17 protein-coding genes and 1 riboswitch are annotated in these 17,887 nt (G+C 54.2%); all 17 genes read right to left on the minus strand.

Annotated elements, in window-relative coordinates:
- Position 1: 1 nt before the first annotated feature.
- The 17 genes from OEL57_RS01935 to OEL57_RS02015 all read right to left on the minus strand — a co-directional run bounded on the left by OEL57_RS01935 (position 2) and on the right by OEL57_RS02015 (position 17,807).
- Complete coding sequence (locus OEL57_RS01935; RefSeq protein ID WP_300736329.1) at positions 2-460, minus strand: type IV pilin protein; 459 nt, start codon at positions 458-460, stop codon at positions 2-4.
- The gene (locus tag OEL57_RS01940) at positions 432-920 is read right to left on the minus strand and encodes a type II secretion system protein (protein WP_300736332.1); all 489 of its coding nucleotides are present in this window, start codon (positions 918-920) and stop codon (positions 432-434) included. Before OEL57_RS01940 ends, OEL57_RS01935 begins: the two co-directional genes overlap by 29 nt.
- A complete protein-coding gene (locus tag OEL57_RS01945) occupies positions 920-3,253 on the minus strand; it encodes a secretin N-terminal domain-containing protein (RefSeq protein WP_300736335.1) in 2,334 nt (777 codons plus the stop codon). Before OEL57_RS01945 ends, OEL57_RS01940 begins: the two co-directional genes overlap by 1 nt.
- A gap of 110 nt (positions 3,254-3,363) precedes the next feature.
- Positions 3,364-3,924: a hypothetical protein gene (locus OEL57_RS01950; RefSeq protein WP_300736338.1), complete on the minus strand. Its 561-nt coding sequence runs from the start codon at positions 3,922-3,924 to the stop codon at positions 3,364-3,366.
- Entirely contained in the window at positions 3,921-4,469 is a 549-nt protein-coding gene (locus OEL57_RS01955; protein ID WP_300736341.1) for a hypothetical protein, read from the minus strand. The genes OEL57_RS01950 and OEL57_RS01955 overlap by 4 nt, the downstream gene beginning before the upstream one ends.
- Positions 4,466-5,014, minus strand: a complete 549-nt coding sequence (locus OEL57_RS01960) for a PilN domain-containing protein (RefSeq protein WP_300736344.1) — start codon at positions 5,012-5,014, stop codon at positions 4,466-4,468. The genes OEL57_RS01955 and OEL57_RS01960 overlap by 4 nt, the downstream gene beginning before the upstream one ends.
- On the minus strand, positions 5,014-5,934 hold the full coding sequence (gene pilM, locus OEL57_RS01965; RefSeq protein ID WP_300736351.1) for a type IV pilus biogenesis protein PilM: 921 nt from the start codon (positions 5,932-5,934) through the stop codon (positions 5,014-5,016). Before pilM ends, OEL57_RS01960 begins: the two co-directional genes overlap by 1 nt.
- Positions 5,935-6,091: 157 nt before the next feature.
- The gene (locus tag OEL57_RS01970) at positions 6,092-8,212 is read right to left on the minus strand and encodes a chitobiase/beta-hexosaminidase C-terminal domain-containing protein (protein WP_300736354.1); all 2,121 of its coding nucleotides are present in this window, start codon (positions 8,210-8,212) and stop codon (positions 6,092-6,094) included.
- 223 nt (positions 8,213-8,435) lie between these two features.
- Positions 8,436-8,512, minus strand: a riboswitch (cyclic di-GMP riboswitch).
- A gap of 138 nt (positions 8,513-8,650) precedes the next feature.
- Positions 8,651-10,969, minus strand: a complete 2,319-nt coding sequence (locus tag OEL57_RS01975; protein WP_300736357.1) for a secretin N-terminal domain-containing protein — start codon at positions 10,967-10,969, stop codon at positions 8,651-8,653.
- 98 nt (positions 10,970-11,067) lie between these two features.
- Positions 11,068-12,066, minus strand: coding sequence for a hypothetical protein (locus tag OEL57_RS01980; protein WP_300736360.1), 999 nt, complete (start codon positions 12,064-12,066; stop codon positions 11,068-11,070).
- Entirely contained in the window at positions 12,063-12,791 is a 729-nt protein-coding gene (locus OEL57_RS01985) for an ABC transporter ATP-binding protein (protein WP_300736363.1), read from the minus strand. Before OEL57_RS01985 ends, OEL57_RS01980 begins: the two co-directional genes overlap by 4 nt.
- A gap of 2 nt (positions 12,792-12,793) precedes the next feature.
- On the minus strand, positions 12,794-13,930 hold the full coding sequence (locus OEL57_RS01990; RefSeq protein ID WP_300736366.1) for an ABC transporter permease: 1,137 nt from the start codon (positions 13,928-13,930) through the stop codon (positions 12,794-12,796).
- Positions 13,914-14,222: a hypothetical protein gene (locus tag OEL57_RS01995; protein ID WP_300736368.1), complete on the minus strand. Its 309-nt coding sequence runs from the start codon at positions 14,220-14,222 to the stop codon at positions 13,914-13,916. Before OEL57_RS01995 ends, OEL57_RS01990 begins: the two co-directional genes overlap by 17 nt.
- An 11-nt stretch (positions 14,223-14,233) precedes the next feature.
- Positions 14,234-14,713, minus strand: coding sequence for a nitrous oxide reductase accessory protein NosL (locus OEL57_RS02000; protein ID WP_300736370.1), 480 nt, complete (start codon positions 14,711-14,713; stop codon positions 14,234-14,236).
- Positions 14,710-15,174 (minus strand): endonuclease domain-containing protein, encoded by a 465-nt coding sequence (locus OEL57_RS02005; protein ID WP_300736373.1) that lies wholly within the window; start codon positions 15,172-15,174, stop codon positions 14,710-14,712. The genes OEL57_RS02000 and OEL57_RS02005 overlap by 4 nt, the downstream gene beginning before the upstream one ends.
- 48 nt (positions 15,175-15,222) lie before the next feature.
- Positions 15,223-15,735, minus strand: a complete 513-nt coding sequence (locus OEL57_RS02010; protein WP_300736376.1) for a nitrous oxide reductase accessory protein NosL — start codon at positions 15,733-15,735, stop codon at positions 15,223-15,225.
- 62 nt (positions 15,736-15,797) lie between these two features.
- Positions 15,798-17,807, minus strand: a complete 2,010-nt coding sequence (locus tag OEL57_RS02015; protein ID WP_300736378.1) for a TonB-dependent receptor — start codon at positions 17,805-17,807, stop codon at positions 15,798-15,800.
- Positions 17,808-17,887 lie beyond the last annotated feature (80 nt).

Genomic DNA, 17,887 nt, shown 5'->3' on the forward strand with positions numbered 1-17,887 from the left:
CCTACCATTCTTTATACGGAACTCCGTTACTTCCTACCAGCTCTGAACCGCTTTGCACATCATAGACATTGCCCTTGGGCAGCGGGATAGCTCCCACTGGCTGGGGATTGGTAGCACTGCTTTCTGGAGGAATTTCAGCAGGAGGCGGTAGTGTCACCCAGGTGTCGTTCTTTTTGGTAAACGGGTCTGTGGGAATGCCACGCAGGTACTTACGTTCAGACAGGTCTTCCAGTTTGTCGGGGTATTTGCCCTGATCGGCGTAATACTGGTCAATTGCCGAACGGATGCCGTAGAGATTTTCCTGCAGGACCGCCTCTCGGGCGCGGATCAGCGCCCACTGGTAATTGGGCACGGCAATGGCCGCCAGGATACCGATGATGCTCATGACGATCATCAGCTCAATCAGGGTAAACCCGTTTGCCCTTGTCCGGTTACCAGTCTTTATAGCTGCTGCCGTCAATGGCAACTCCTTCGCTGAGTGAATAAACGTCAAATACATCTTCTTTGCCCCAACTGGTTGCATCAGGTTGATCTACGTAGGATCGCATTCCCCACTGTGGTGGCTGGCCCGGTTGGGCCGGATTCATCGGATCAGGTGGAATGCGGCGTAAAAATTTGCGTTTCGTTCCATACAGGCCACCAAAGTCCTCGCCTTCAACCAGCAGTTCCAATGTCTTAGGGTACCCCGATGCCTGCAGTGTGACTATGATTTTTTTCTGCTCAACCGCCTTGTCATAGGCCTTCTTGTAGTCATCTATGGCCAGGCGGATGGTTCGCAGATTACGACGCAGTTCAATCTCTTTGGTGCGTTTTGCTGTCATACGGCCAAACGGTAGTATTGCTGATGCAAGTAATGCCAGCAAGGTAACGGCTATAATCAGCTCAACCAGGGTAACCCCTTTAGTGGTCAGACGGTTCATCACAGATCCGGTGTTACCGCAGATTCCGGTGGTGGCACTGCTTCCGGTGCCGGATCAGGCTCTGCCGCGGGTGGCGGTTGTGGTGGCTCTGGCACTGGCGGTATCGGCAAAGGAACCGGTGTGGGGGTAACTGATACTGGTTGTTTTGGCAGCGGTTTGGGTACTGCCTGGGGCGGAGCAGGAATGTTCTGATGCTGTGTAGCGGGTGGTGTCATCTTAAAGGACCCGTTGGACTTTCTAACCGGCGGAGGTTGCGGTGCTTGAGTAGGCGCTGCTGATTTCATTGCTCCTGCAGGCGATGATGGTACGGGTGCTGATAGTTGCTGCGAAGGTACGGGCGCTGTTTTTAACGGCGGTGCTGGCAGAGGTGCCAGTCTGTTTGACGGTTGTGGCGGCATACCCTGTGGTGGTTGCGGTTTGATTGCCGGAACAGGCGGAGCCTTTACTGGTGGAGCTGCAGGTGCTGCGTATTCAGGCTCCTGCTCAAAGGAGGCATAGGGTGGCGTGATCGACGGGTCATCTTCCTTGCCGGAGATAAAGGAGGTTACCTTACGTGATTGTACAGTTACTCCCCTGACCAGCCGCGGTGTAATGGCCAGAATCAGCTCGGTCTTGTCATTGTCTGTCTTGGTGTTTGACAGCAGTGGTCCGATAAGCGGGATATCACCCAGCAGAAAGATCTTCTGTTTGCTGTCGCTTTTGCTGTTGGCAATCAGGCCGCCAATCACACTGGTCTCGCCATCTTTCAGGCTTAAGACGGTATCCAGATTTCGGGTGCCGATGGTAACCACCGTGGTGGCACTGTCCTTGCCCCCCACGGTCTCGCGGGAGATGATGGAACTGACCTCAAGCCCCAGTTTGATGGAAATTTCGTTGTTCAGCTGGATGGTCGGTTCTGCATTGACCTTGACCCCCACATCCACATACTGCACGTTTACCTGCGAAGTGGTGCCGGTGGTGGCCATGGTGGTGGTGGTGATCGGTACCCTGGTGCCCACATTAAACTTGGCCTTCTCCTTGTTCTTAACCCGTAACTTGGGATTGGAAAGCACTTCACCGTTAGCCAGGGTCTTGCCAAAGTTGTACTGGGCATTGGGCACGGTGACATACCCGCCGAACACGCCGCTTTTAAATACCTGTACCAGATTGTCGACGCTGGCTTCAGTCGTCGTGGTTGTCGATGCTGAAGAGGTTGTTGTAGTATCCTTCAAGGTGGTTGCAAGAAGTTTCTGCTGACCGTTTATTTTTTTGAAGGCCCCCAGTTGTACATTGTAGTCGCTCAGCAGCAGGCCGAAATTTTTAGAATCCTTGTCGCTGATTTCAATCACCTCGACATCCAGGACAACCTCTGCATCCGGCTGGTCATTGGCCTCCAGGATCTTTTCAATCACGTCATTTATATCACGGGTATCCCGTACCACCAGGGCATTGGCATCCTCGTTGATATACAGCCGTCGTACCTGCAGCATGGTTCTGATCAGGTTGGCCGCCTTCTTGGCATCCAGGTGGTTCAGGTGGAAGGTGCGCAGCTGCATATCCTGATACTGCTTGGTCTTTTCTGCACTGTGGGGATAAATCAGAACGGTGGTCTCATTCAACACCTTATGTCCCAGTTTGTACATGCCGGCCAGCAGGTCGGTTGCCTGCTGAAAGGTGGCATTTTCCAGGGTAATGGTGACACTCTGGTCCTTTACATCCGGGTCAAAGATAAAGTTGATACCTGAAAGTTGGGAAACCACCGAGAAGATATCCTTCAGGCGAGTTTCGCGGAAACGCAGGGTGATCGGTTGCTTTGATTTTAGTTGCAGTTCGAACCCGTCAAGCTTTGATTTACGCAGCCCGGCTATCCGCAGTGCTGCAGTGGCATACTCCTTGTTCTCTGCGGCAAGATCCAGGGCACGTCCATAGGCGGTGGCTGCTTCCCGCAGTTTGTTGCCTTTTTCCAGTGCCAGACCTTCCTGATAGGCGGCAGCTGCATCCCGTAACCGGATGGCGTTGGTTGCCTTCTGGACAAGGCGGGGCTGACTGCCGTCAAGACCTGCAGCGGTTTGATAGGCGGTTACGGCACCAGCATAGTTGCCTGCCTTCACCAGGGCGTCTCCTTCCTGCTCACGCCCCTTGGCCGCAGCCATGCGGGTATTCAGGAATTTCATCCGGTATTCAGATTCATCCGGGGCATGCTTGACCGCCTCGGCGTAGCGGTACATCGCCTCTTCCAGTTTGCCCTGTTCTTCCAGATCCTTACCCTCATTGTAGTTCTTGCGGGCGGCAGAACAGCCGGAAAGTGCCATCAGGGTAACGAGTGCAACAATTATGTACAGTGGTCTGGTCATATCATCTCCACAAATAAAAACTTCATCTTCCCGCCTTTCGCTTTCAGCCTCCAGCCTTCCGCTTCCAGCTTCAGTCTTCATCCTTCATCCTTCATCCTTCATCCTTGCCTTCACCGCATTGCCAACGACATCTCATCCCCGTCATCAGCACGCAGTACCAATCTGTCATCGGTGATGGCCGTCACTTTGTAGCCGCTAATCAGGCTGTCACCCAGACGAATCAGCTTGATCTGGCCTCCCTTGGACAGAAATGCCACCTGTTTGCCCTGTTTTTTCAGTAGCCCCAGTGATTTATACTGTGCCAGTTCTGTACGGGCCAGTTCCTGAGGCGTTGGTGGTGGTGGCGGCGGGGGAGGTGGGGGTGGTTTGATGGCTGCCGCTTTTTTTGCGGCAATCCTGGCCTCAATAACCTGCAGCGGTATGAAAAGATCCCGCTTGATACGTACTTCAGCCTGTTCCGGCTCTGGCAGTGCCAGAGGCTGGTAGGGTGTTGGCAGCGCAGTTGTTGTTACAGCAGGTTTTGCTGTCGGTGCCGGGCGAGAAACTGCTGTTTTGTCGGCTGTTGGCCGGGGGGAGGCAACTTTTTGCCGGGGAGTGCGAAACCAGGCATAGACCAGTGAAAGGATAAAAAAGGTCAGAAGTATGGCCAGCAGCTGTTTTTGGCGGTTCATAGCTGCTTCTCCTGCAGGTAGATGGTGAGTTGAAGATCTAGTACGACTTTTTCAAGGACCGCATCAGAGGTGCTGAAAGAGGCGCTATCAAGGGTGGATATGCCGTCAAGCCGCTCAAGGTCACCGATCAGGCGTTTCAGGCCAGGGTAGCTGCCACTGGCTGAACAGGTCATGGTGTAGGCCAACAGGCCGTTAAGGTCAGTCTTTCTGACTTTGTAACTCATACCACCCGGTGTGACGCCGCGCAGTGCCATGAAATCCAGAATTTCACTAATCACTCGGGGGAATTCATGCCGGTACGGAATGGTTGCGTAGAGTTGCTGCAACTGTTCTTTATCGCGCTGGTAGCTGTCGGCACGCTGGGCTTCTGCACGGGGAGCGGTCATACGCCGTTTACTGTTCCAGTCTGATTGCAGCTGCGCCAATTGGCTGCTTTGGCGAAAGGCGGCATACCAGAGCGAACAGCACAAAAGCAGTGCCAGCAGCAGTGCTGTTACTAGTATGCGATTTTCACGCAGTATCTGTAGTACCAGTGCTTTTCTCATGGGCCTTCCCATCCCATGGAAATTGCAAATTTGATGCCGCCAGGTGCTCCCGGCATATCTTTTTGCTGGCTGTTTTCAGTTGAAAGTAGGGTAGGAGCCTTAATACCGCTGGTGCTGCCCAGCCGCTCCAGCAGATCCGTGAGCAGTGCCAGGCTGCGTACACGTCCTTCCAGCTTAACGGTTTTGTCTTTTTGGTCAGGATTTATCGCTGTATAGGCAACACCATTGGGGGTGGCCTGTTCCAGCAGATCCAAAAGTGCCCGTTGGGAATTGCGGCGTTGGGCCAGAATGTTGTTAAGGGAGCTTAGTTGCTGGCTATGCAGGTTGAATTCTTTTTCGGCTACTCCTGATGGAGGTGCAACAAGTCGTTTGTCAAGAACGCTGATCTCTGCTGAAAGTTTTTTTGAATCATCCTGATACCCTGTCAGTTGCCTGACACCAAGGGTACAAAGGAGAAGCAGCAGAGCGAGTATGCACAATAATACGGCCTTGAATCGGCTACGGTTGTAATAACGGCGGGTGGCAAGGTTAATGGTTGTCTGCATCAGGCAGCCCCGACGGCAGCACCAATAGCAGCGCTGGCTTGAAACAGCTGGTGTGGGGAGATACTGAGTTCTGCCCCGAAATCAACCAGTGATTCGAGAGCAATCATGGTCGGTGGAGTACCGCGTGTTTCGGTTAACAACGCGGTAAGAGATCCATTATGGGGGGCTGCAAAGGCATGGTAGGTTCCGGGCAGGATGCCGCCATAAGTATGCCGGGCAGCTGATAGAGATGCTGCCAGTTCACGGCGCAGCAGCCCGGTTTGCTCTGGTCCAGGTGGTACTGTTTTGACCCGGTAGAAAATCGGCTTGGCATCAGACAGTGCAACGGTACCAAGGGCATTATCGTAAAGGGTAATGATCTGGCCTGTCTCTATGGGCTGGCGATCAAGCAACCTCAAGAGGTGCAGTGTATGAAAACCGATCCGTGCCGGTTGCAGTCCTGCCTCCTGAGCCAGTTCTTCGTACTGTTGGATCACCGTGCGATGCGCCAGAGCCACCATCAGATCAGTGCTGCCGTCCTGCCGACGCTCCAGAAGTTGAAAATCAAGCTGCAGGAGTTCCGGGTCCATGCCCAGTCGTTTGGCCAGTTTCCAGCGAATCACATCGGTCGCCTCGTCACGGGTTTTCCATGGTTCATCAAGGTGTGTCAACAGCAGGATACCGGCGTTGTCAGGTAGTGAAAGTGCTATCCGGCGGGTAGACAGATTGAGGCTACCCCAGGCCTCACGGAGTGAGGCGACAAAGGCTGCCGGTTGCAGCACCTGAGCTTCTTTCAGGCTGGGTTGAAGGGTGTTGGCGGGGAGCGTGGTGCGGGTTGCACGTTGCAGTACGGTTCTGCCGGCAGAGCAGGAGAGCATGACAGCTGCTATGCCGCCGTGACTGATCTCAATACCGATTGCTTTTCGCTGCAACAGTCCCATAGTGCCCCGGATGGCCTGTTTGGCCGTATTGTGTAAGGTCTATCAGTACCATTCAAGTCTGCCGGTGTCAATCCGGCGGCTGCGTATAAATCAGGACTGAAAAGGAAAGCCCGCCGGAGAACCGGCGGGCTGATAAATAGGTGGTTCGCCTCAGTTGTTACTTGGTGGTTTTCAAGCCGCGCTCGGCTGCTCTGCTGAAGTTGTGGCAGAAGGAACAATCATACTTTCTGTCGGCCACATGCTTGCTGTGTACCTTGGTGAAGCTCAGACTGTCTTCGCTGCCGTGGCATTGGACGCAGACGACGGATTCTGATGCCTTCAAAGCGTAGCCCATCGACTTCAGGTTCATCTGTGTTGCCGGTACGCTGGTGGTGCCGTGGCAGGCAGTGCATTGCAGGGCATTGGCCTTGGGTGCCACGGTATGGTTCAGCATCTGGTACTCGTCTGCTTTCACCATGGTGTAGGGGTCTCCTGGATTTAGGCCCATGTTGGTCAGGCCGGACTGAATCGCAGCTGCAACATCAGCTGTCTTAAAGTAGACCGAGGTATTCAGGGCGATCAGTTTGCCGCTGGCGGTGTGTATCGGCTGGGTTGAAGTTTTGTACTTGAACGGATACAGCTTGGTGTTGGCGGTATTGATGCCACCGTTGGGACGGCTGATCTTGTAGTTGCCGGTAGCCGGGTCTTTTACTGCTACATCATGCAGGTCATAGACCCAGGAACTACCGTCAAAGAAGGCATAGACCGGCTTCAGGTTATTGGCGCGGACAACGGTCGGCTCCCAACGGTTATTGGCCACTGACCACTCCGGGGCTGCCCAGGTACGGTCAGTTTCTGTGGACTGATCACCAAAACCGGTCACGGTGTCCAGTACGGCATCCGCTGCTTTTCTGCCGTAAGCCGGAATGTGGCAGGTCTGGCAGGCCACCCGCTTCAGGTGGGTGTTGATGGCAGTGGTGACATGCCCTGCATTAAGGGCAGCCTTGTTACTGTGGCAGCTACTGGTAGCGCAACCAACGGTTACAGTGCTGTCCGTGGGGCGGAGATCTGAACCGCGACCGGCCACATGGTGATTGGTGGTGGTGTGACACTGCTGACAGCTCAGGTTGGCGCCGGTGGTGGCCATATGGACGTCGTAGTTGCGATCAGTGGTGGTGCCGTTGATCATGGCCAGATCCCCACGCTTAAGGGCATCGCCGCCGCCACCTTTGGCATGGCACTGCAGACAGTTTGATTTAACCGGCTTGTGCAGGGTCTGTACGGCCTGATCCATTGAAATAGTCATGTTGGTCGTGTCTGGTTCAAACAGGCCGGTGGTGCTGTTGCGAACCCGTTTATAGTCTTTTTGGTGGCAGACCAGACAGTCAATATTTCTGGTGGCATCAGCAATCGTGCCCGGCTTGGCACCGGCGCCGATATGGCATGAACCGCAGCCGTTCCAGTTACCCAACGTGTTGATACAGTAGGCGTTGACTGCCGTATTCAGCTTGCCGCCGGTTACACCCGGCTTGTTGCTGATCTTGTCGTAGGGTGACTCCCACTTGTAATGGACCGAACCGGCAAGATCGGTGGCCTGTTTGGTGTGGCACTGCAGGCACATGGTGACGCCGGTGTAGGTCAGGTTGGCGTGGGGACCGCTGCCGCCGGTTGAGCTGATGGTGTAGGTGGCGGTCTTTACGGCCTCATTGTTGCCGGCTGTGTCGCGGGCAAAGTACTTCAGCGTAGTGGTGGCGCTAATGGTAAGTGCCGTGCTGTATTTTGCCGAAGCGGTGGTTGGTGTGCTGCCGTTGGTGGTGTAGTAGATGGTGGCTGCTTCGTTGGCAGTCAGCCTGACTGACTGTGCCGTGGTATAGTTGCCGCCTGCCGGAGAAACAGAGGTGACCGGTGCGGTTGTATCAGCGGTGCTGGTTGCGACCTGTGGATAGCTGTAGGCCGTTCTCTTATTGTCATTAGATTCAAACTCACCACGGACTTCATACCTGCCGGTCCTGGCAGAACCTGAGAGTTTGTAGGCATAGGTGTATTTGCCGCTGCCTGCATTGTTCATCCTGGTCTTCACCAGCTCTTTGCCGGATGAGTCCTTGATTCTGACCTCTCGTTTGCTGGGGGAGGTGATACCGGTGCTGTCTTTTTTGAAGACCGCCGTGATGTTCATAGTCTGACCAGGGGCATAGCTGGTCTTGTCGGTAGTGATGGTCAGGGTGTAGCTGGCTGCTGAGGCTATTGTCGTGACAGCCAGGGTCACGACAAAACAGACCAGACCGGACAGATTCTTCATACGTGTACTCCTTTGCGGTGCTTCCGCTCAGATCGAATACTGTTGTTGCAGATTCGCTTTCGGCGGTATTGACGGCACAGTGCTGGAGGATCGTTGTCAAAACCAGACCAGATGGTGATGTTTTATTCGTGCTGCTGCAAAACTCTTCTTTTCCTCCTCTCTTTCCGTGGTGGCATTGATCAGGCGTAAAAAAACCAGGTCACCTGTATCAATTACTTGATATTTCGGCGACCTGGCTGTCTCGTGGAGACCCTGTAGGCTTTCCGTCCTATCCTCGCGGATAGTTTAGTAGTATCGATATCGTCTGTTAAGTTGTGAGTCAGTTTGTTGCTGGACTTAACTTTACAATAAGATACGCACATTAAATTTGTCAAGAAAAAGTTGCATAAATGATGTTGCATATGCAGCGTTGCACGTCATTCTGTCCAGAAGTCGGTATTACTGAATGGTAATGCTCTTGGAGGTGACTTTCAGAGGGAGTAGCTGGCCTGTGGCTGAAAGGAAATCTGTCTGGCCGATGGTGAGATTGGCGTTTCCTTTGCCTTTGGACCTGAAGATAAAACCGGCCAGCGTACCGCTGCCGGTGGCCCCGGTTGTGGTGTTGGCCTGTTGCAGTGTGATGGTGACACTGCCTTTGGCGGGGTCATTGGTGGTTGAAAAGGTGTCCTTGCCATTGCCCTGTCCAAGTAGCGTCCCTTGTGTGGTTGAGAGCAGTTCCAGCAATCCCGGTGTGTAGATCAGGGAGAAGCTGCCGCCCTTCAGATCGGACACCCCTTCTGCACTGACCAGCACCTTAAATGGCTGACCGAGCCCCACTGAACTGGGGGCATTGATGGTGAGGGTGTTCTGGATGGCAGCAGGAACAACAGGAACAGTACTGACGGGAGCGGTGACCGGTGGATAAACAGCGGGAGCCGCAGGTTTGACGGCAGCAGGAACCGCAGACCCGCTGGACTGTTGAGCTACAGCTGCCGGCAATGACGGGCGATCTTCGTTGCCGCTGGTAAAAGAGCGTAAGGAACCTTTCGGTACGGTCACCATCCTGACCAGCCGCGGTGTAATGGCCAGAATCAGCTCGGTCTTGTCATTGTCGGTCTTGGTGTTTGACAGCAGTGGTCCGATAAGCGGGATATCACCCAGCAGGAAGATCTTCTGTTTGCTGTCGCTCTTGCTGTTGGCAATCAGGCCGCCAATCACACTGGTCTCACCATCTTTCAGGCTTAAGACGGTATCCAGGTTACGGGTGCCGATGGTAACCACCGTGGTGGCACTGTCTTTACCCCCCACGGTCTCGCGGGAGATGATGGAACTGACCTCTAAGCCCAGCTTGATGGAGACTTCGTTGTTCAACTGGATAGTCGGTTCTGCATTGACCTTGACCCCCACATCCACGTACTGCACGTTTACCTGCGAAGTGGTGCCGGTGGTGGCCATGGTGGTGGTGGTGATCGGTACCCTGGTGCCCACATTAAACTTGGCCTTCTCCTTGTTCTTGACCCTGATCTTGGGATTGGAGAGTACCTCGCCGTTGGCCAGGGTCTTGCCAAAGTTGTACTGGGCATTGGGCACGGTGACATACCCGCCGAACACGCCGCTTTTAAATACCTGTACCAGATTGTCAATGGTTGCGTCTGTGGTAACGGTGGTTGAGGCGGTGGAGGTGCTCTCTTTCAACGTTGTGGCCAGCAGTTTGCTCCCTTTGAATGCCCCCAGCTGCACGTCGTAATTGCTTAACAACAGTCCCACATTTTTGGCATTCTTGTCGCTGATCTCAATCACCTCGACATCCAGTACCACCTCTGCATCCGGCTGGTCATGGGTCTCCAGGATCTTTTCAATGACGTCATTTATATCACGGGTATCCCGTACCACCAGGGTATTGGCATCCTCATTGATGTAGAGCTTGCGCACCTGTAGCATAGCCTTGATCAGGTTGGCTGCCTTCTTGGCATCCAGGTGGTTCAGGTGGAAGGTACGCAGCTGCATCTTTTGATACTGCCTGGTTTTCTCTGTGCTCTGGGGATAGATCAGTACAGCGGTCTCGTTGATGACGACATAGTCAATTTTGTGCAGGGAAGCAAGTTGATCAAGTGCCTGACGGAGGGAGCTGTTGACCAGTGAAACCGTTACAGATTGATCTTTGAAATCAGGGTCAAAGATGAAATTAACACCGGAAAGCCGGGTTATGGTGGAAAACAGCTCTTTCAGTCTGGTGCCTTTGACGTTAAGCGAGAGTGGCTTGGTTGATTGCAGCCGCAGGTCAACTCCTCCCAGTTGGGTTGTCAGGCTGACCGGTACACGGCTTAATGCCTCCTGATACTGTTTGTGATCCGGGTGGAGTTCCAGCGCACGCTGGAAGGAGCTGCGGGCATGCTGTGGTCTATTTGCTTTTTCAAAATCAAGCCCGTCAAGATAGCTTTGTCGGCCCAGCTTGAAACGGGTCGCACGTTCTGCCTGTTGTTTAAATCGTTCCTGGGTTGGATCAAGGCTGGCTGCCGTCTCAAAAGATACTTCAGCATCAGCATATAATTCTTTGGATAACTGTTCAGAACCTGCTTTGTCGCGCTGTTTGGCGGCCGCCTCGCGGGCCCTGAAAAAACTCAGACGGTAGCTGCTTTCAGTAGCATCTTTGTTGAACGCTTCTGCATAGCGATACATGGCAGCTTCATAGTTGCCTTCCTGCTCAAGCTGTTCCCCCTTGCTGAATGCCTTCCGGGCCGGAGAACAGCCGGACAGGCAGAGCGCAGTACTCAGCATCAAACCGGTCAGGAGCCGTATTGTGTGCTGTATCGAAGGTGTCACCGTAAACATAGGCTATCTATAGCGTTTCCCTTAACCAAGAAACAAGCGAAAGATTAACCGCCCAGCCTGAAATTGGCGGTTAGCATCCGGTAGGAGACCAGGGCGGTGAACAGTAGGTAGCAGATCAGCGACACCAGAATCAGTCGCTGCTGCAGGCGTGGCAGGAAAGGGGCCAGGCTGTGGCGGGTTCTGAACGGCATCAGCAGGCCGATGCTGCTGCCGCTGATCATGCCGCCCAACAGCGTGGCATAGAGCAGGTAACCGATATAACCGTACTCTTTTTGCAGGATGCAGAAGGGGCAGTGGTGGGTGGGCAGCTCGTAGTAATAGAGCCCGATGAATGAGATCAGTGCTGTCAGGGAGACCAGAAAGGCAAACGCGGAAACAACCGCATAGAGATAACCGCCGGTTCCGCTCCGGTAGAAACGGATACCGCAGCAGAAGAGCACAACCATGGTACTGAAAAAGAGCGGCCGCATGATCCGGTACGGCAGGCCGGCCAGTTCTCCGGCAATGCTCGGCTTGTCGCTGCCAAACAGGCTGCCGCAGCAGGAGGTGATCATGTCCCCCTTCAGATGGAGAAAATAGTTGAACTGCAGCACTGTTTCAGCCAGTACCAGTAGCACCAGGCCCACCAACAGGACGTATTTGGGCTTGATCAGCGGGTAGTCATAGCCTTTGGTATCGGCATGGTTGACAATCAGCCAGCAACCTGCCAGCAGACAGTTGATCAGCTTCATGATCAGGGTCGGATAGCCGTAGCTGTTCACCTGCAGGGTGCCGGCCGCGCACATGGCGCCGGTAAACAGGATATGCAGTCCATCGGCGGTGTAGAGGTACAGGAACAGAGAGATCGCCTGAAACAGCAGGGCGTAGCTCATGATCGTTGCGATCAGATAGGTACGTCGTTCCAGCTGCAGCTGCAGCTCACTGCCGCTGGTAAGCTCCCAGTTTTTCAGGATCTGAATACCAAACCAGCCGGCATAGAGCAGCAGGCCGCTGACAATCAGCGACGCGGTCATCAGCGCCAGTATGGCAGGGTGCTGGATCACAGCGATGGCTCCATCCCGACAATACGGCCATCACGCATCTCAACCACCAGATCTGCCAGTGGCGAGTTGTAGACAATCGGGTCATGGCTGGCGATCAATACGGTCTTGCCGCTGTCCTTGAGCAGTCCGATGCTCTCCATAAAGGTATTGGAAAGCTGGCTGTCCAGGTGGGCGGTCGGCTCGTCTGCAATAATGGCAATCGGGTTGTTAATCAGGGCACGGGCAATGGCCACCCGCTGCAGTTCTCCGCCGGAAAGCCATTCTACCGGTGAGTTGCAATGACGCAGCAGATCAAACTGTTCCATCAGCTCCAGTGCCCGCTGTTTGACAACAGGCTGCTGCTCGCCGGTGGGGTAGGCCGGCAGCATGATGTTCTGCAGGGCACTGATTCCTTTGATCAGGTTAAACTGCTGGAAAATGAAACCAAAGGTGGAACGGCGGATTTCGGTCAGAAACCGCTCCGGCAGACTGGAACTGTCAAAGCCCTCAGATCCATCTGTCGCGTGAAAAAAGCTGGTTTCGACCCCCTGCAGCATGATCCGCCCCGAGCTTGGTCTGGTCATACAGCCGATCAACGCCAGCAGGGTGGTCTTGCCGGAACCGCTGGGGCCTTTCAGGATTGTCATGGTGCCGCGTTCAATGGTCAGACTTACATTGTCCACCGCCGTAAAGCTGGTGGTCGGGCTGATGGTGAAGGTTTTGGTGACCTGCTGCAGTGCAATCATGGTTATGACCTCATGGCTGCATCAGGGGCAATGGTAGCTGCCAGCCAGGCAGGGATGATAGTGGCTGCCGTGTAGGGCAGCACTGAAAGCACAAACAGCACCGAAAGTTGATAACCGTCGATGGTCGGCACCAGTGTAAACTGCGGATACAGGATGGCCCAGCCTTTCAGGGCATGGGAGAACAGGGCGGCTGACGAAAAGAAAACATGCCCGTAGGCCAGTAAAACACCAGCCAGGAAGGCGGTCAGAGAAATCACTGCCCCTTCCCAGAACTTCAGCAGTAGAACATCACCGGTCTCCCAACCGATTGATTTAAGGATACCGATCTCTTTGCGCTCTTCAGCCGAGAGGCCACTGGCCTTGTCCCAAGCAAAGATCACAAAGGAGAGCAGTGCCGCTGCCAGCATCACCACCATCATCCCGCCACGCCAGTCAAACAGTGAATCGTAGGTCCGCAACAGCTCACTCTTCAAAATCGGGCGGGTGTCAGGGAACTGCTCAACAATCTTGTTGGCCACGGTCACCAGCTCACGGGGATTGGCGACGGTAACAGCCAGGTCGGTGGCAACACCCTTGGGCATCCTGAACATGGCCTGAAAATCCTCAGCGGCCATCAGCACCAGATCAGCAGACACCAGTTCTGAATGCAACGGCATGATGCCGGACACAGTCAAGAGCAGCGGCGTGCCGCTATAGGAACGGAAGGTCACCAGATCATCGGTCTTGATCCGCAGGTTTCGGGCAACACCGCTGCCGATCACGATCGAACCGGGCGGCGGGGGAGCGGTATCAGGCACCAGCAGGGTGTAGTTCGCCTGAAAGACCGGATCGTAGTAGTAGCCCCACAGGCGTGGTGTGACTTCTGATACCCCGCGGATAGCACTGATTTTTTCCGCGTAGTTGGTCGGTATCAGGTCGTGGCGGCCGGCAATCATCCGCTGCACCACCATGTCAGGCGCTTCGGTCAGCAGCAGGGCCGCTTCCCGTTTCAGGGCCTGCACGAAAAAGATCAGCGATGCAATCACAAAGATGATCAGGGTATAGACCAGAAACAGGGAGATGTTTTTGGCCTTCCGTCTCAAAAGTGAGGAAAGGGCAAAATCAAGGATATTGCGGTGGCGGCTAAGGGCGTGGTGCATAAGACCTCTGCAGGGTGACAGGTGGTGTCACCAGTGAGCCGGAGGGGAAATGTTCAAGGGCGCTCGGGTGATCCTGAAATGGTGCGTGCAGATCAGCCATGGCCGGGTGGCGGGTGTAGCGGGCCTCGGTAAACAGGCAGAGATCGGTAAGCCGTAACCGGTGGACCAGCATGGCCCGTTCCTGCAATTCTGTCTGACGGCTGATCCGGCTGGTACGGGCGTGAATACCCATCAGCAGCAAGAGCACAAGGCCGGTCGTCAACAACAGTATGAAGCAGGTGGAAGGGCGCATGGCTGTTCCGTTTACTCCAATGTCTTCAGCAGGGCAGGGGTAATCTCATGAAACCTGACAATCCGTTTGCCCCCGTGGTCTTTCAAAAACTCCTGCGCTTCGGCCTGTTTTGCAAGGGGAACCAGTTCATGTCCCATAGGTCCGTAGACGGTACTGCCAATCACATAGAAGGCGGTCTTGCCGTCAATCAGCTTCAGTGAATAGTAGTCCTTGACCTGAATTGTGGCGATCATGGCCGGTTTTCTGGTCGGTGCGTACCTGGGCAGATTGTTAAGGTAGATAAACAGGTCCTTGGCACCGTCAAACCAGGCATGGCTGCCGTCACTGAATCTGATTGCCGCCGTCCAGGCAGGGTATTTGTGGACAAACATACCGCAGACCGGGCACTTGTCCTTTGGCCCCGGCGTGGGGGCAGTAGGCGCTGCCAAGACAGATGTCACGTTCAGCCAGAGGCAGGCAGCAACGGTAAACAGTAGGAGATAGCGGGTCATGATTGATCCTCCTCTATTTCCATGGGATAGTTTGTGACCTTATCCCTTCTCCCTGAGGGAGAAGGTGGGCGAAGGCCGGATGAGGGGGAGCCTTTGGTTCTCAGGGGTGTGTCTGTACGAAGATATGAATATAGTTGATTCAGTACATCTTCCATGGAGTTTAGTACCTCATTGTTCCAGAATCTGATCACGCGTATGCCAGCTGAATTAAGGATTTTTGTCCGTTCTTGATCGTACATACGTTGCTCATCAGAGGTATGTCCTCCACCGTCAAGTTCAATTGCTAAACCGATATCATGACAGTAGAAATCAAGAATATAGCCTGCAAAAGGATATTGACGTCGAAACTTAAGGCCACAAAATCGTCGGTCTCTCAAGGCCAGCCATAAACGCTTTTCAGCGTCTGTCTGGTCCTTGCGAAGTTGTCGTGCATAGCTGACTAACGTTGATGGTAATGACAAAATTTCCCCTCACCCTGGCCCTCTCCCCCAGGGAGAGGGGAATATCCGCTAATGATGCCCGCTGTGCTTCATCTTCATCATCTTGCGGCGTTCACGGATCATTTTTGTATCCTTGTACATATCCTCGTAGGCCGCCTTGATGGCGTCATCGAAACTGCCCAGGGTTCCCTTGTAAGTCTTTATGAACGCCTCAGCGTCAGCCTTGTTGGCAAATGCCCACTTGGCCCGGGCGGTCATGACCCCCATCTTGTCGCCGCCGATCACCCAGTAGGCTGTCTCTGCATCAATCAGCTTTTGGGTGGTGAAGTCTCCCACCTTGATGGATGTCGGCATCTTGTCAATGTTGTTGGCCAGCTCAACGGCTGCGCAGTGCAGACTGCAGGTGCCGACCGAGCTGCCGTCGTGGTAGGTTATCAGCATCCGGCTATGGGCAAACTTGGTGCGGTCCATACCGCAGTACTTGCAGCTGTCCGGCCCTTCAACCTTGTCAGTGGCAGTCACCAGGGCCGCCGTCGTCAGCAAAAGGGTCAGGGTAACCAGAAATTTCAGTAGGTTTTTCATTGTTTGTTCTCCTGTCAGAAATATATGTAGCGGGGTTTTTGCCTGCTGTCCACTGGGCCTCGTTAGAATGTATAGGCCATGCTCAGGTAGATGTTCCGTCCGTTTTCCGGAACCCGATAGCCAACACCACTGACAAAGGGGTCTCGCAGATAGGAAAGGTGGCTGTAGTACTGGGTGTCCAGAAGATTGTTAATGCCGCCGGTAACAGAGAACCCTTTGTATTGATAACCTGCCTTCAGGTCAGTGGTCACCCATCCGGCAGTCTTTTGCTCGTTCAGGCTGCTGTCAGTGCGGTCCTGTTCACGACTTAAGGTCTCAAGCAGTTCAGCGAAGAATCTGCCGTTATCATAGCGGATAGAAATGGTGCCGCGCAAAGGTGGCATCTCGGAAAGTGGGCGGTTGCCGCTGATATTGCGGCCTTCCGTGTATGACAAACCTCCCCGTAAAAACAGGTCTGCGGGCAGAGAAATCTGGCTACCCAGCTCAGCCCCCCAGATACTGGCATGAATATTCTGGTAGCTCTTCAGAGTTGGAGATGCCTGGTAGAAATTTACGTAATCCTGCAGATCACTGTAAAAGATGGAGGCGTTCATATAGAAACGGTTCGTAGCGTACTTAGCCCCCAGGTCAACCTGATGATTGACGGTTGCCTTAAGGTTTTGGTTGCCCCGCCAGGCCGGTGTGCCCGGTACATCGAGGTACATCTCTTGCTGGTCAGGGGTGCGGGTACCACGTCCCAGTCCGGTGAAGACAGTCAGCTCCTTGAAGGGGGTATAGTTCAGTTGCAGATTTGCGCTGATGGTGCTGAATTCCTTTGAACTGCCCGCAGTCACCATGGTGTTTGTTCTGCTGGCTTCTGAGTGGGTCAGATCACCACGTACTCCGCCGGTAAGGCTCAACCGGCTGCCAAGCGGCAGGGTGTATTCACTGAACAGTCCGAAGTTTTCGATCGTAGCATCCGGTATCATGGCAAGGTCACGGTAACTGAAATACATAGCCCGGCGATTGGTGGCATCCCAGTTGCGGTTATAGTAATCCAGTCCGCTTTTAAGGGTTCCCGGTCCGACCTGCAGGGCAGCCTGCAGCTTAGCGCCGTAGGTCTGGGTAGAAGCGTCGGTCTGCATGGAGTAAAACCGGGGCGATGTGCTTGAGCTGAAGCGTTCGCGGTCATCCATCAGGTGTTCAACACGGTCCCAGTAGACCTGCAGCTTCAGATCCTGCAGCAGTGCCGAGATGTTCTGAATCCGGTAGCTCCAGTTCATACGGTGGGTCTTGTCGTAGTCGGCATCCATCTTCAGGTAGGGATACAGAACATGATCAGCATCCTGATAGGTATAGCTGACCTCGGTGCGGGAATTGGAGGTCGGGTTGAACCCTACTTTTCCCCAACCGGTGTTGATTTCGTAGGCCTTTGAATCAACTGCAGAGGTCTTGTAACGGTTCGGGCTGGTGGATGGGTAGATCTCGGTCAGCAGTTTTCCGTTGCCGGATTTGGGGACATCGGAATATTTGTAGGCATAGCCCAGCAGGCCATCATACCTATCTGTACCATAGGAGGCGGTGGCTGAAGCGTTAGTGCCGTGCCAGTCTCCATAGCCCAGGCTGAGTTCTCCGCCAAACCCCTTGCCCGGCCTTTTTGTCTGGGCATCGATCAGGCCACCCAGGCTGCCGGGATTGGTTAGATCGTAGGGGCCTTTAATAATTTTGACCTGCTCAATCTCGGCAAAATCATAGTGAAACGCCGGCGGGTCCATCCTGGAAGGGCAGGCGCCATGCAGGCGAACACCATCCACCAGGACGTTGATATTGTCCTTCTGAAAACCACGCAGTACCACGTCATTGGCAATCGCCCCTTTGTGTACCGTACTGATCCCTTCCACCTGTTTCAATGCCTCTCCCATATCACGGGCCGGACTTTCGCGGACCTCCCGGACTGAAAGGCTCTCTTCCTTTGGTGATTCTCTGTCCGCACGGACAATAATTTCATCAAGCAGCAGATGTTCTTCTGCACGGGCTGTCTGGGCTGTCAGTGTCAGCAGCAGCGCCAGCAGCGAAAGCTGGTGTACCGTCATGGTGATACGCCTCCCTGGCTCTCTGTTCGTAAGCAGCAGTAATGATGACGACGCTGATTGTCGAATCAGACAGGCTTTGG

Source organism: Trichlorobacter sp. (genome assembly GCF_030247655.1).
Classification (GTDB): Bacteria; Desulfobacterota; Desulfuromonadia; order Geobacterales; family Pseudopelobacteraceae; genus Trichlorobacter.

Coding starts and splice junctions, on each gene's coding strand:
- OEL57_RS01940 (WP_300736332.1), bottom strand. CDS start 920: ATGAACCGTCTGACCACTAAAGGGGTTACCCTGGTTGAGCTGATTATA.
- OEL57_RS01945 (WP_300736335.1), bottom strand. CDS start 3,253: ATGACCAGACCACTGTACATAATTGTTGCACTCGTTACCCTGATGGCA.
- OEL57_RS01950 (WP_300736338.1), bottom strand. CDS start 3,924: ATGAACCGCCAAAAACAGCTGCTGGCCATACTTCTGACCTTTTTTATC.
- OEL57_RS01955 (WP_300736341.1), bottom strand. CDS start 4,469: ATGAGAAAAGCACTGGTACTACAGATACTGCGTGAAAATCGCATACTA.
- OEL57_RS01960 (WP_300736344.1), bottom strand. CDS start 5,014: ATGCAGACAACCATTAACCTTGCCACCCGCCGTTATTACAACCGTAGC.
- pilM (WP_300736351.1), bottom strand. CDS start 5,934: ATGGGACTGTTGCAGCGAAAAGCAATCGGTATTGAGATCAGTCACGGC.
- OEL57_RS01970 (WP_300736354.1), bottom strand. CDS start 8,212: ATGAAGAATCTGTCCGGTCTGGTCTGTTTTGTCGTGACCCTGGCTGTC.
- OEL57_RS01975 (WP_300736357.1), bottom strand. CDS start 10,969: ATGCTGAGTACTGCGCTCTGCCTGTCCGGCTGTTCTCCGGCCCGGAAG.
- OEL57_RS01985 (WP_300736363.1), bottom strand. CDS start 12,791: ATGATTGCACTGCAGCAGGTCACCAAAACCTTCACCATCAGCCCGACC.
- OEL57_RS01990 (WP_300736366.1), bottom strand. CDS start 13,930: ATGCACCACGCCCTTAGCCGCCACCGCAATATCCTTGATTTTGCCCTT.
- OEL57_RS01995 (WP_300736368.1), bottom strand. CDS start 14,222: ATGCGCCCTTCCACCTGCTTCATACTGTTGTTGACGACCGGCCTTGTG.
- OEL57_RS02000 (WP_300736370.1), bottom strand. CDS start 14,713: ATGACCCGCTATCTCCTACTGTTTACCGTTGCTGCCTGCCTCTGGCTG.
- OEL57_RS02010 (WP_300736376.1), bottom strand. CDS start 15,735: ATGAAAAACCTACTGAAATTTCTGGTTACCCTGACCCTTTTGCTGACG.
- OEL57_RS02015 (WP_300736378.1), bottom strand. CDS start 17,807: ATGACGGTACACCAGCTTTCGCTGCTGGCGCTGCTGCTGACACTGACA.